The sequence below is a fragment of the uncultured Amnibacterium sp. genome, assembly GCF_964244015.1.
In the GTDB taxonomy this organism is placed as follows: Bacteria; Actinomycetota; Actinomycetes; order Actinomycetales; family Microbacteriaceae; genus Amnibacterium.
The window spans coordinates 25,572-37,984 of the sequence record NZ_CAXTHO010000003.1; the positions used below are offsets into that span (position 1 = coordinate 25,572).

The 12,413-nt window shown below is 72.3% G+C and carries 11 protein-coding genes; 3 read left to right on the plus strand and 8 right to left on the minus strand.

What is annotated here, in order from left to right:
• Window positions 1-218: 218 nt before the first annotated feature.
• The 3 genes from ACFE67_RS00805 to ACFE67_RS00815 form a co-directional block, all read right to left on the minus strand.
• On the minus strand, window positions 219-716 hold the full coding sequence (locus ACFE67_RS00805) for a peptide deformylase (RefSeq protein ID WP_375404969.1): 498 nt from the start codon (window positions 714-716) through the stop codon (window positions 219-221).
• Window positions 713-2,269, minus strand: coding sequence for a MinD/ParA family protein (locus ACFE67_RS00810; RefSeq protein ID WP_375404970.1), 1,557 nt, complete (start codon window positions 2,267-2,269; stop codon window positions 713-715). Before ACFE67_RS00810 ends, ACFE67_RS00805 begins: the two co-directional genes overlap by 4 nt.
• Window positions 2,270-2,524: 255 nt before the next feature.
• Complete coding sequence (locus ACFE67_RS00815) at window positions 2,525-5,923, minus strand: pyruvate carboxylase (protein WP_375404971.1); 3,399 nt, start codon at window positions 5,921-5,923, stop codon at window positions 2,525-2,527.
• Between the two features lie 73 nt (window positions 5,924-5,996).
• Here ACFE67_RS00815 and ACFE67_RS00820 point away from each other — a divergent pair, with 73 nt between their 5' ends.
• Window positions 5,997-6,833 (plus strand): ParA family protein, encoded by an 837-nt coding sequence (locus ACFE67_RS00820; RefSeq protein WP_375404972.1) that lies wholly within the window; start codon window positions 5,997-5,999, stop codon window positions 6,831-6,833.
• 161 nt (window positions 6,834-6,994) lie between these two features.
• On the opposite strand, the gene ACFE67_RS00825 is transcribed toward ACFE67_RS00820, so the two are convergent.
• From ACFE67_RS00825 to ACFE67_RS00835, 3 genes are all read right to left on the minus strand, one after another.
• The gene (locus ACFE67_RS00825; RefSeq protein ID WP_375405004.1) at window positions 6,995-7,477 is read right to left on the minus strand and encodes a MerR family transcriptional regulator; all 483 of its coding nucleotides are present in this window, start codon (window positions 7,475-7,477) and stop codon (window positions 6,995-6,997) included.
• A gap of 204 nt (window positions 7,478-7,681) precedes the next feature.
• Window positions 7,682-8,383, minus strand: coding sequence for a MerR family transcriptional regulator (locus ACFE67_RS00830; RefSeq protein WP_375404973.1), 702 nt, complete (start codon window positions 8,381-8,383; stop codon window positions 7,682-7,684).
• Window positions 8,380-8,859, minus strand: coding sequence for an FHA domain-containing protein (locus ACFE67_RS00835; RefSeq protein ID WP_375404974.1), 480 nt, complete (start codon window positions 8,857-8,859; stop codon window positions 8,380-8,382). Before ACFE67_RS00835 ends, ACFE67_RS00830 begins: the two co-directional genes overlap by 4 nt.
• A 110-nt stretch (window positions 8,860-8,969) precedes the next feature.
• Here ACFE67_RS00835 and ACFE67_RS00840 point away from each other — a divergent pair, with 110 nt between their 5' ends.
• A complete protein-coding gene (locus tag ACFE67_RS00840) occupies window positions 8,970-9,413 on the plus strand; it encodes a hypothetical protein (protein WP_375404975.1) in 444 nt (147 codons plus the stop codon).
• Between the two features lie 31 nt (window positions 9,414-9,444).
• Here the strand turns inward: ACFE67_RS00840 and ACFE67_RS00845 are convergent, their stop codons facing one another.
• Window positions 9,445-10,356, minus strand: a complete 912-nt coding sequence (locus ACFE67_RS00845) for an NUDIX domain-containing protein (RefSeq protein ID WP_375404976.1) — start codon at window positions 10,354-10,356, stop codon at window positions 9,445-9,447.
• Between the two features lie 32 nt (window positions 10,357-10,388).
• Window positions 10,389-11,369 (minus strand): NAD-dependent epimerase/dehydratase family protein, encoded by a 981-nt coding sequence (locus ACFE67_RS00850; protein ID WP_375404977.1) that lies wholly within the window; start codon window positions 11,367-11,369, stop codon window positions 10,389-10,391.
• 179 nt (window positions 11,370-11,548) lie between these two features.
• Between ACFE67_RS00850 and ACFE67_RS00855 the strand changes: the two genes are divergently transcribed.
• Complete coding sequence (locus tag ACFE67_RS00855) at window positions 11,549-12,349, plus strand: hypothetical protein (protein ID WP_375404978.1); 801 nt, start codon at window positions 11,549-11,551, stop codon at window positions 12,347-12,349.
• The last annotated feature ends 64 nt before the right edge of the window (window positions 12,350-12,413 follow it).

The following is a 12,413-nucleotide window of genomic DNA, read 5'->3' on the forward strand; positions in this document are numbered from 1 at the left end:
GACGTCGGGTGCTGCGGATTCAGGAAAAGGGTCAGTGTTCAGGACGGATCGCCGGATCCGTCCTGAACGACGACCCGTTTCCTGAGCAAGCAACCATGGTTCGCAATTCAGGAACGCGACGGACCCGCGGACGCACCCCCGCGCCCACTTCCCGGCCTCCCTCGCGGCGAGAACGCCATACGCAGCAGGGACGCTCCCACCCGCATGGCCGCGAAGCGCTACGACAGGAACCAGGGCGCCTTGCGCACCTCGGCCATCGCCTCCCGACGCACAGCAGGCTCGAGGCGGGTGAGGTAGAGCCTGCCGTCGAGGTGGTCCTGCTCGTGCTGCAGCGCCTCGGCGAGCACGCCCTCGCCGATCACCTCCGCGGTCGAGCCGTCCAGGAGGCGGCCGACGCTGCGGGCCCACGGGTACCGCTTCGTCGGGAACACGAGGTCGGGCACCGAGAGGCAGCCCTCGTCGAAGTCGACGGGTTCACCGCGCACCTCCACCAGCTCGGGATCGAGCAGGTAGCCGATCCGGCCCTCCACGTTGTACGCGAAGGCCCGCAGCGCGACACCGATCTGGTTCGCGGCGACGCCCGCCCGGCCGGGGACCTGCACGGTGTCGAGCAGATCGGCGACCAGCGCCGCCACGGTCGCGCCCGGTTCGCCGACCGGTTCGCAGACGGTCCGCAGGACCGGATCGCCGAAGAGCCGGATGTCCCGGACGCTCAACCCTCGCGGCGCGTCGGCAGGCCGTCGGCGACCAGCGCGGCGAGTGTGCGGGCCGCGTCCTTCGTGCCCTGCTTCAAGTTCTTGTAGTCCACGACGGAGCCGGCGGCGAGCTGCGGGTCGTAGGGGATCCGCACGATGTCGCGCACGCGGGAGGCGAAGTGCGACTCGATCTCGTCGAGCTTCACGAGCGACGTGCCATGGGTCGCCGTGTTGATCGCGACGACCGCGTTCCGGACGAGGTCGCCGTACCCGTTCGCCTCCAGCCAGGTCAGCGTCTCGGAGGCGAGGCGCGCCTCGTCGACGCTGCCGCCGGACACGATCACGACCGAGTCGGCCCGCTGCAGCGTCGCGCGCATCACCGAGTGGACGATGCCGGTGCCGCAGTCCGTGAGCGCGATCGAGTAGAACCGCGCGGCGAGATCGGCGACCACGTTGTAGTCGTTCTCGTCGAACGCCTCCGACAGCAGCGGGTCGGTGTCGGACGCCAGGATGTCGAGCCGCGTCTCGTCGCGCGAGACGAGGGTCGTGAAGTCGGTGAATCCGCTGATCGCGTTGGCCCGGGTCACGACGTCCCGCACGGTCGCGCGGGTCTGCTTCGTCACCCGCTCGGAGAGCGTGCCGCGGTCCGGGTTCGCATCGATCGCGATGATGCGGTCCTCGCGGAGCGTCGCCATCGTCATCCCGAGCAGGGTGGTGACCGTCGTCTTCCCGACGCCGCCCTTGCGGGTCAGCACCGGGACGAAGCGGGTGCCGCCCTCGAACGCCTTGGTGATCCTGGCGACCTCATCCTTGCGCGTGCGCTCGAGCGGTGAGTCACCGAGGTTCAGGCGGTGCAGCGTCGCCGCGTAGACGAACCGGTTCCAGCCGCCGGTGGGCTTCTCGCGGACCCGGCCGCCGTTCTCGATCAGGCGGTCCGCGGTGAGCATCGCGGCGGACTCGGGCTCGTCGGTCGAGGGAGGCGTGCCGTTGCGGCGCTCGCGGCGCGTGGCGGATCCGGCGCCGTCGAGGCGGGGCATCTCCCCCGTCGCGCCCGGGCGGTGGTCGCCGAACGCGCCGGGCGGCGGGACCGGCGCGCCGAGCAGGGCGTCGTAAGCGCTGCCCGTGCGACGCGGGACGGACATCGAACCCGTTGCACGCGGCAGCGAGCCGGTCGAGCGCGGGAGCGGGCCGGTGGCACGGGAGAAGGACCCGGTGGTCGCGCGCGCCGTCGAACCCGTGATCAGCGCGTCGAACGCGTGCTCGCCGGTGTTCCCCGCGACGATCTCGACGCTCGACGTCGCTCCGGCGAGCGAACCGGGGTCGACCGGGACGTCGTCGATCGCGACGGCGGCCTCGGCCTCGGGGATGTCCGACTTCGGCAACGGCGGCAGATCGATCTCGATGGAGGGATGCTGCTGCACCGGGAAGCGCGCGAACGAGGACAGGTCGGTACCGGCGGCGCGGGTCACGAGCGCCACCTGCACGGGTCCGTCGCCGAACTCGGTGTCGTCCTCCATGCGGGCGCCGTCCAGCAGACCGCCGGACACGTCCGGCTTCATGCGCTTGTTGGCCACGGCTTCCACTTCCTCGAGCGGTCGATGTCTCGACTGTAACTTGAGAGTTCTGCTCCCCCCGGAAGCGGCACGGCGCGGCGGCCGTGCGCCCGTTCTGGGGGCGTGCCCCGAGGGTTCCGGGGGCGAGCGCCGGGGTAGCGCGACCCCAGTGTGCACCCCGCGACCTGTCCGGTGCAGACGTGCACGGATCAGGGGATCCGGCGGCTGCCGCGGAGCGGCGGTGCCGGATCTCCCGATCCGTGAACGGCGCGGGGCCTACTCGACGACGAGCAGGAGGTCCTGGGCCTCGACCTGCGCGGTTTTCGACACCGCGACGCGGGTGACCGTGCCGGCGACGGGGGTGGTGATGGAGGCCTCCATCTTCATCGCCTCGATCGTCGCGATCGTCTCACCGGCCGCGACGGTCGCACCCTGCTCGACCTTGACCGTGACGACGCCGGCGAAGGGTGCGGCGATGTGGCCGGCGCGGTTCGGGTCGGCCTTCTCCGCCGCGGTCGTCGTGATCGCGATGCCGCGGTCCCGCACGTACACGGGGCGCAGCTGCCCGTTCAGCGTGGTCATGACCGTGCGGATGCCCTTGTCGTCGGGCTCACCGATGGCCTCCAACGCGATGAACAGCTCCACGCCGCGATCGATCGCGACGGTGTGCTCGATGCCGGGACGCAGGCCGTACAGGTAGTCGGCGGTGTCGACGACGGAGAGGTCGCCGAACAGGTCGTGCAGCTCGGCGAACTGCTTGGTCGGGCCGGGGAACAGGAGGCGGTTCAGCGTCGCGCGCCGGGTCGCCGACCCGGTGTCCAGCGCGGCCTGATCCGCGTCGGAGAGGTCGGTCACGCCGACGCGGACCGTGCGGCCCGCCAGCACCTTCGTGCGGAACGGCTCCGGCCAGCCGCCGGGCAGGTCGCCCAGCTCCCCCGCCATGAACCCGACGACGGAGTCCGGGATGTCGTACCGCTCGGGGTGCTGCTCGAAGTCGGCAGGGTCGGCATCCGTCGCGGCGAGCTGCAGCGCCAGGTCGCCGACGACCTTCGACGACGGCGTGACCTTCGGGATGCGGCCGAGGATCCGATTGCTGGCGGCGTAGAGGTCCTCGATCAGCTCGAACCGGTCGGCCAGCCCCAGCGCGATCGCCTGCTGCCGCAGGTTCGACAGCTGCCCACCGGGGATCTCGTGCGTGTACACGCGGCCGGTCGGGCCCGGCAGCCCCGACTCGAACGGCCGGTACCGCGCGCGCATCGCCTCCCAGTACGGCTCGAGGTCGGTCACCGCGGACAGCGGGATCCCGGTGTCGCGTTCCGTGTGGGCGAGCGCCGCCACGAGCGCGGAGAACGAGGGCTGGCTGGTCGTACCGGCCATCGGTGCAGCGGCGACGTCCACCGCGTCGGCGCCCGCGTCGCTCGCCGCCAGCAGGGTCGCGAGCTGCCCGCCGGCCGTGTCGTGGGTGTGCACGTGGACCGGCAGGTCGAACTCGCGCCGGAACGCCGCCACGAGCTTCGCCGCGGCTCGGGGCCGCAGCAGGCCGGCCATGTCCTTGATCGCCAGCACGTGCGCGCCCGCGGCGACCATCTGCTCCGCGAGGCGCACGTAGTAGTCGAGCGTGTAGAGCGTCTCCGCCGGGTCGAGCAGATCGGCCGTGTAGCAGACGGCGGTCTCGGCGACCGCCGTCCCGGTCGCCAGCACGGCGTCGACCGCGGGGCGGATCTGGTTCACGTCGTTCAGGGCGTCGAAGATCCGGAACACGTCGACCCCGGTCGCGGCTGCCTCGGCGACGAACGCGTCGGTCACCCGGGTCGGGTAGGGCGTGTAGCCGACCGTGTTGCGCCCGCGCAGCAGCATCTGGATCGCGACGTTCGGCAGTGCGGTCCGCAACCGCTCGAGCCGCTCCCACGGGTCCTCGCCGAGGAACCGCAGCGCGACGTCGTAGGTCGCGCCGCCCCACGCCTCCACCGTCAGCAGCTGCGGGGTGAGCCGCGCCACCGACGGCGCGACGGCGAGCAGGTCGCGTGTCCGCACCCTGGTCGCCAGCAGCGACTGGTGCGCGTCGCGGAACGTGGTCTCGGTGACCGCCAGCGCCGTCTGCTCGCGGAGCGCCCTCGCCCAGCCGACCGGACCGAGCTCGTCGAGGCGCTGCTTCGAGCCCGCAGGCGGTGCGGCGGCGAGGTCGGCGGCCGGCAGCTTGTCCTCCGGTCGGGGCCCGCGGGGCATCGGCCCGTTCGGCTGGTTCACCGTCACGTCGGCGAGCCAGTTCAGGATCTTCGTCGCGCGGTCGCGGCTGGGGCGCTGGTGGACCAGCTGCGGGCGCTCCTCGATGAAGCTCGTCGAGAGGTCGCCGGCGACGAACGCCGGATCGTCGAGCAGCGCCTGCAGGAACGGGATGTTCGTCGTGACGCCGCGGATCCGGAACTCCGCCAGCGCCCGCTTCTCGCGCGCGACCGCCGCGGCGAAGTCCCGGCCGCGGCAGGTGAGCTTCGCGAGCATCGAGTCGAAGTGCGGGCTGATCTGCGCACCCGGGTTGATGGTGCCGCCGTCGAGCCGTACGCCGGCCCCGCCCGGCGACCGGTACGTCGTGATCCGGCCGGTGTCGGGCCGGAAGCCCTGGTTCGGGTCCTCGGTCGTGATGCGGCACTGGATGGCCGCGCCGCGGATCTGCAGCGCGTCCTGCGACAGCCCGAGATCGGCCATCGTCTCCCCCGCCGCGATCCGCATCTGCGAACCGACCAGGTCGACGTCCGTGATCTCCTCCGTCACGGTGTGCTCGACCTGGATGCGCGGATTCATCTCGATGAACACGTGCTGACCCGCGCGCTCCCCGGCCGTGTCGAGCAGGAACTCGACGGTCCCGGCGTTCACGTAGTCGATCGAGCGCGCGAACGCGATCGCGTCGCGGTAGAGCGCGTCCCGGATCGACTGGTCGAGGTTCGGCGCCGGTGCGATCTCCACGACCTTCTGGTGCCGCCGCTGCACCGAGCAGTCCCGCTCGAACAGGTGGAGGGTCGTGCCCGCACCGTCCGCGAGGATCTGCACCTCGATGTGGCGGGGCCGCAGCACGGCCTGCTCGAGGAACATCGTCGGGTCGCCGAACGCGCTGTCGGCCTCCCGCATCGCCGCTTCGAGGGCCGCACGCAGATCCTCCGGCGCCTCCACCCGTCGCATGCCGCGTCCGCCGCCGCCCGCGACCGCCTTCGCGAAGATCGGGAACCCGATCCCCGCCGCGGCGGCGAGCAGCTCGTCGACGTCCCTGCTCGGCGGGGACGACTTCAGCACCGGCACGCCGGCGGCGATCGCCTGCTCCTTCGCGGTCACCTTGTTGCCGGCGCTGCGCAGCACCCTGGCGGGCGGACCGATGAAGGTGATGCCGTTCGCGTCGCACGCCTCCGCGAGCTCCGGGTTCTCGGACAGGAACCCGTAGCCGGGGTAGACGGCGTCGGCCCCGGAGAGCTTCGCGACCCGGATGATCTCGGCGACGTCCAGGTACGCGCGGACCGCGTGGCCCGGCTCGCCGATCTGGTACGACTCGTCGGCCTTCTGCCGGTGCAGCGACTCGCGGTCCTCGTACGGGAACACCGCGACGGTCTTCGCGCCCAGCTCGTAGGCGGCTCGGAAGGCGCGGATCGCGATCTCGCCGCGATTGGCCACCAGGATCTTCGTGAACACGGGCCCGTCTCCAACTGTCGTGGGCGCGGCGGTTCCCCCGGCCCGTGGGGGCATCGCCGCTAACCTACTGGGCGTGCACGTACTGAGTGTCAGCTCCCTCAAGGGAGGGGTCGGCAAGACCACGGTGACGCTCGGCCTGGCCTCCGCGGCGTTCGCCCGCGGCGTCTCGACCCTGGTCGTGGACCTCGATCCGCAGGCCGACGTCTCGACGGGGATGGACGTGCCCGTCGCAGCCGTCAACGTCGCCGACGTCCTGGGCAGCCCGAAGGAGAAGATCGTCCGTGCGGCGATCACCCCGTCGGGATGGACCCGCGGCCGGGGCGGCGTCGTCGACGTGATGGTCGGCTCGCCCGCCGCGATCAACTTCGACGGCCCGCACCCCTCCGTCCGCGACATCTGGAAGCTGGAGGAGGCGCTCGCGCACGTCGAGGCGGAGTACGACCTCGTGCTCGTCGACTGCGCGCCGTCGCTGAACGCGCTCACCAGGACCGCATGGGCGGCGTCGGACCGGGTGTCCGTCGTGACCGAGCCCGGGCTGTTCTCCGTCGCCGCAGCCGACCGCGCGCTGCGGGCGATCGAGGAGATCCGTCGCGGTCTCTCGCCGCGCCTCCAGCCGCTCGGCATCATCGTGAACCGCGCCCGCATGCAGAGCCTCGAGCACCAGTTCCGCATCAAGGAGCTGCGCGACATGTTCGGGCCGCTCGTGCTCAGCCCCCAGCTGCCGGAGCGCACGTCCCTGCAGCAGGCGCAGGGCGCGGCGAAGCCGCTGCACGTCTGGCCCGGCGAGAGCGCGCAGGAGCTGGCCCGCATGTTCGACCAGCTGCTGGACCGCGTGATGCGCACCGGCCGCATCGGCGAGTTCGCGACGAGCGAGATCCCGACCCAGCAGCCGGCCGGCCGCTCCGCGTAGCTCCGTGGTCTCGAGACGCGCCGTGGACGGCGCTCCTCGACCACCGGGGTGCGGCGACCCTCATCCGCTGGTCGAGGAGGGCGCTCAGCGCCCGTCTCGAGACCACCGCGGGCACGCCGAAGGCCCGGGCCGGTATCGGTCCGGGCCTTCGGTCGAAGTCGCTAGACCGCGCGCGCGGCGCGGCGGAGGGAGAGCTCGTCCATCGGGTCGGCGGCCTCGGACTCCAGCTGGACCAGGTCCGACTGGACGTCCGTGAGCACCTTGCCGACCGCGATGCCGAACACGCCCTGCCCGCGCTGCAGCACGTCGAAGACCTCTTCCTTCGACGTGCACAGGTAGACGCTGGCGCCGTCCGACATCAGCGTGGTCTGCGCAAGGTCCGTGATCCCCCAATGACGGAGCTGCTCGACCGCGGTGCGGATCTGCTGCAACGAGATGCCGGTGTCCAGCAATCGCTTGACGAGCTTCAGCACCAGGATGTCGCGGAACCCGTAGAGCCGTTGGGAACCGCTACCAGCGGCACCACGGATCGTCGGTTCCACGAGGCCCGTGCGAGCCCAGTAGTCGAGCTGCCGATACGTGATCCCTGCTGCGCGCGCGGCGATGACACCGCGGTAGCCAGCCGAATCGTCCAACTCCGGCATGCCGTCCGTGAACAGCAAGCCGAGGTCGTATCGGTCTTCACTCCGATTTACCTCAGTCAATGTGCCCTGCCTTCCACCCCCCACGCGTTTCCCGCGGGCAGCGGGGACGCGTTCTGTGGGTCACGCTACAGACCGCCCAGGGTCCGGGCAACGACATCGCGGTTTCGATCTCCGGCGTGTCGGCCGTGGCTGCGGGCGTCGAGGTCAGGACGCGTGGTTCTCGAGGGCGCGCTTCACGAGCGCCGCGCGGATCGTCTCGAGGTCTCCCGAGAGCTCGTTCGCGCGCTCGTCGGCACGGTGCCGGCTCGCCGAGTCCGCTCGGCGGCGGAGGGGCAGCAGGGCGTTCGCGACGAGTTCCAGCTCCCGCTCGACGGCGATGCGCATCGCGCGCAGGTGCCTCGGCTCGATGCCGGCGCTCCGGAGGTCGGCGAGCGCCCGCATCGTGCCCAGGTCGCCCTCGTCGTACAGCTCGGATGCGCGCATCAGGCCCGTCGCGATCGCGTCGCCGAGCAGGTCGACGCCGGCGTGCGCCTCCGCGAGCAGCTCGTCTCGGGTCCACCGGCGCTCGGCGCCGAGGATCGAGATCGACCCGGTGGCGGTGCCGGGCCATTCCGGGTTGCGACCGGCGTCCAGGTCCGCGAGGTAGCGGCGGATCACCTTGAGCGGCAGGTAGTGGTCCCGCTGCATCTGCAGCACGAGCTTGATCCGGTCGATGTCGACCGACGAGAAGCTGCGGTAGCCGGAGGCGGTCCGCGCGGGCTGGATGAGGCCGCGGTCCTCGAGGAAGCGGAGCTTCGAGGGCGAGAGCTCGGGGAAGTCCGGCTCGAGCCGGGCGAGGACCTGCCCGATGGAGATCGTGCCGGTGGCGGGCGCCGGATCCCGACGGTCGGGAAGCGCCGCGCTCATCGGGCCGCGATCCCGGCCAGGTCGAGGCGGGAGGCGTAGAAGGTGAGCCGGAACTTGCCGATCTGCACCTCCGCACCGTCGGAGAGCAGCGCCGTCTCGATGCGGACGCCGTCGAAGAACGTGCCGTTCAGGCTGCCGAGGTCCTTGACCTCGAACGCGGTGCCGTGCCGGAGGAACTGCGCGTGACGGCGCGAGACCGTCACGTCGTCCAGGAAGATGTCCGCGGACGGGTGCCGGCCGGCGATCGTCTCGTCCTCGTCCAGCAGGAAGCGGGCCCCCACGTTCGGCCCGCGGCGCACGACGAGCAGCGCCGAACCGCTGGGCAGGGCGCTGACCGCGGCCTGCTCCTCCGCGGGGCTGCCGGTCAGCTCAGCGAGCCTCGAACCGAACTCGTACCCGAACGAGGCGGTCGTCTCGGGCCCGCTCGACGGCTCCTCTCGGCGCCTGCGGGGGCGATCGTCGCGTTCATCGGGCATCCGGCGACCTCCTCATGGCGCACCAGGGTAGCGGACGCCTCCGGCGTGTCGCAGACCCCGTCCCACACCCGCTGCGGCCGGGGTCGGAGGGGGGCGCTACCGTCCTCGACATGTCGTGCATCCGGTTCACCACCAAGGCCCAGCTGGACGCGATGCGGCAGGACTCCGCAGCGCTGGCCGCGGGCGACCAGGCGATCCTGCATCTCTCCCCTCCGGTGACCGAGAGCAAGATCGCCCGCCTCCGGCTGCTGGCGGCGAACGACCGGCCGGGCATCCGGCAGAGCGTCGCGTCGAACCTCCACGCGCCGCTCGACCTGCTGGCGGCGCTCGCGGCCGACCGCGATGCCGGCGTGCGCGGCGAGGTCGCGAAGAACGAGGCGACCGATCCCGCGCTGGTGGAGTCCCTGAGCCATGATCGCGACGCCCGCGTCCGCTGCTGGGCCGTGCTCAACCCCGTGCTGCCCGACGAGCGGGTCCGCGAGCTCGAGGCCGACCTCGACGCGCAGGTCCGGCGGCTGGCCGGCTGGCGCATCGGCGCCGCCCAGCCGGCCTAGAGCCCGAGAGCCGCTCACGGGCGCACCTCGATCAGCGGGCCGGAGCGTCCAGCTGCTCCAGCTGCTCGAGCAGGCGGCTCGGGCCGAGCACGTCGGCGCCCTCGGCCCTGACCCGCTCGATCAGGCCCCGATCGGCCGTGACGACCGTGACCGGTGAGCCGGCGAAGCGCGCGGCCTGCTCCACGATCGCGTCGTCGCCGGAGGCGGTCGCGCGCACCACGTCGAGACCCGGTACGTCCGCGGCGGCGGTCGCCTGCCCCTCCAGCACGACGACGATGCGCGGCCAGCGATGCACGACCGGCAGCGGGCCATCCCCTGCCGGCCCGGCGGGCGTCCCCGCAGCCGCGAGGGCCTGCAACGAGGTGAGCAGGCGCGCGGCGGCACCCGCCCGGTCCTTCCACCAGCCGTCCGGCCGGCTGCCCACGACGTTCGCCGCGTCGACGACGAGCACCGGGTCGGGGACGGCGAGCTGCTGCTGCAGCCGCGCCCACGCCGAGCCGAATCCGGGGTGCAGCTCGCGATCGGCGACCCGGTCGGCGGGAACCCACTCGAGCGCGGTGCTCTCCTGATCGGTGACGGACACCGGGAGGGTCGAGGGCGCCGCGACCGCGACCGTCGTGTAGCTCCAGACCTCCAGATCGAGTCGGACGGCGAACCGCGGCCGCAGCGCGGCGACCTCGATCCCGGTCTCCTCGTGCGCCTCCCGCAGCGCCCCGTCGTACGCCGACTCACCGATGTGGCGTGCACCGCCCGGAAGACCCCAGGTACCGCCGAAGTGGCTCCAGCCGACGCGGTGCTGCAGCAGCACGGCCCCGTCCGGATCGACGACGAGCAGCCCGGCAGCGCCCGCCCTGCCCCAGAAGCGTCGGCCGTCGGACAGCTCCACCCAGCCGTCCGCGGGGTCCCGCGGACCCGGAGGCGGTCCGGGGGGCAGTTCGGTCACCCGAGCAACCGTAACGACAGCGGCCGGGCGCATCAGGCCAGTGCGGCCAGACGGTCGAACCGGGCGTCCAGCTCCTCGTCGACGATCTGCGCCTCGGGGTGCGCGTCGTACCAGGCGATCTGGCGGCGAGCGCCCTCCGCGTAGGGCACGGTGGTCGTGAACTCGGGCACGAGACGGCGCAGCTTCGTGGTGTCGAACAGCATCGCGTGGGCCTTGTCGCCGACGAGTCCCGGTCCCACCTCCGGGATCTCGCGGGCGATCCGCTCGCTCGCGACGTGCGCGAGGGTCGGCTCCGCGCCGGCCGCGCGGCCGAGCCACGTGTAGACCTGGTTCCAGGTCGGGGCCGACTCCCCCGTGATCGTGTAGGCGGATCCGAGCGCCTCCGGCCGGCCGAACAGCCCAACGAAGCCGACCGCGAAGTCGTCGGCGTGCGTCAGGGTCCATGGCGTGGTGCCGTCGCCGTGGACGACCACCGGCTTGCCGGCGCGCATCCTGGCGATGTCGGTCCAGCCGCCCGTGGTCGGCAGCAGGGCGTCGTCGTAGGTGTGGCTCGGGCGCACGATCGTCATCGGGAAGTCGTGGTCCCGGTCGGCGGCGACCAGCACGTCCTCGCACGCGATCTTGTCCCGGGAGTACTGCCAGAACGGGTTCTTCAGCGGGGTCGCCTCCGTCACGGGGATCGACGCCGGCGGCTTCTGGTAGGCGGAGGCGCTCGAGATGAAGACGTACTGCCCGACGCGGCCGCCGAACCGGTCGATGTCGCCGGCGACCGTGTCCGGGGTGAAGGCGCGGAACTGCGCGACGACGTCGAACGTCCGGCTGCCCACGGCCGCGTCGACGCTCGCCGGGTCGGCGACGTCCCCGATCAGCGACTCGACGCCGTCGGGCAGCGCCTTCCCGCTCCGGCCGCGGTTCAGCACGCTCACGCGATGCCCGCGTGCGACGGCCAGCCGCACGCTCGCGGTGCTGATCGTCCCGGTGCCGCCGAGGAAGAGGATGTCGAGCTCAGCCATGTCGATCTCCTTCGCGATGAGTGCCCTCGATCCTCCGGCAGCGTCTCGGCCGTACCCTGAGCGGCCGACGCGGCCGATGCGGCCGACCGAGCGCCCACCCGACACGCACCGTGCATCGGTAGCGTGATCGGCGGCGACACGCCGACATCCTCCAGCCCGCTACCCCTCAGGAGCACCCCATGGCCAAGTCCGGCAAGTCCAGCTCGTCGAAGTCCAAGGACGACAAGAAGGCCGACGAGAAGTCGGCCGCTGCGAAATCGGCGGCCAAAGCGGCTGCGAAGACCGCCGCCAAGGCCGCCGCGAAGCGGGCAGCACTGTCCGACGAGGCGAAGAAGGCCAGGAAGACGGCCGACGCGGCCGTGAAGGCCGCCGAGAAGGCGCAGGCCAAGGCGGTCGCCGCAGGCGCACCCGAACCGAAGGCGACACCGTCGGAGGCGGACCTGCTGAAGCTCGCGCTCCGCAGCGCCGAGGCGAAGCTGACCGACGCGGAGCGCAAGGTCCAGGCGCTGGAGCGCCAGGTCGCGGACCTGCACACCCTCGACGACGAGGTCCTCGAGAACTCGATCGAGGACGCGATCGTCGACGCCGCCGTCGAGGCGACCGTGCTCGAGGCCGTCGTCGACGCCGACGTGGTCACCGACGCGCTGACGATCGACGCCGCGCAGGCCGAAGCCGTCGCGGCGGAGCTGGACGACATCATCACCGAGGCGGAGATCGAGGCAGCCGCCATCGATCCGGAGCCGTCGCACGAGGGCGAGGCCGCCGAGGCGGCGGCCGTGTTCGCGCAGGACGACGCGAGCGCCGAGCCGACGGTGACCTCGACCGAGCTCACCCCGCCCCTGCCGGCCGAGCCCACCGACGACCAGCCGAGCGCGTCCTGGACGCTGCTGCAGCTGCGTGCCGAGGCCAAGAAGCGCGGGCTGACGGGCACGTCGAACCTGCCGAAGGCCACCCTCCTGGAGCGCCTGCGCAGCGCCTGACACAACCGGGTGCGCGGCGTCGGTGCGGGAGACGTGTCGTCGGCGGGCGTTTCCGGACGTCGCG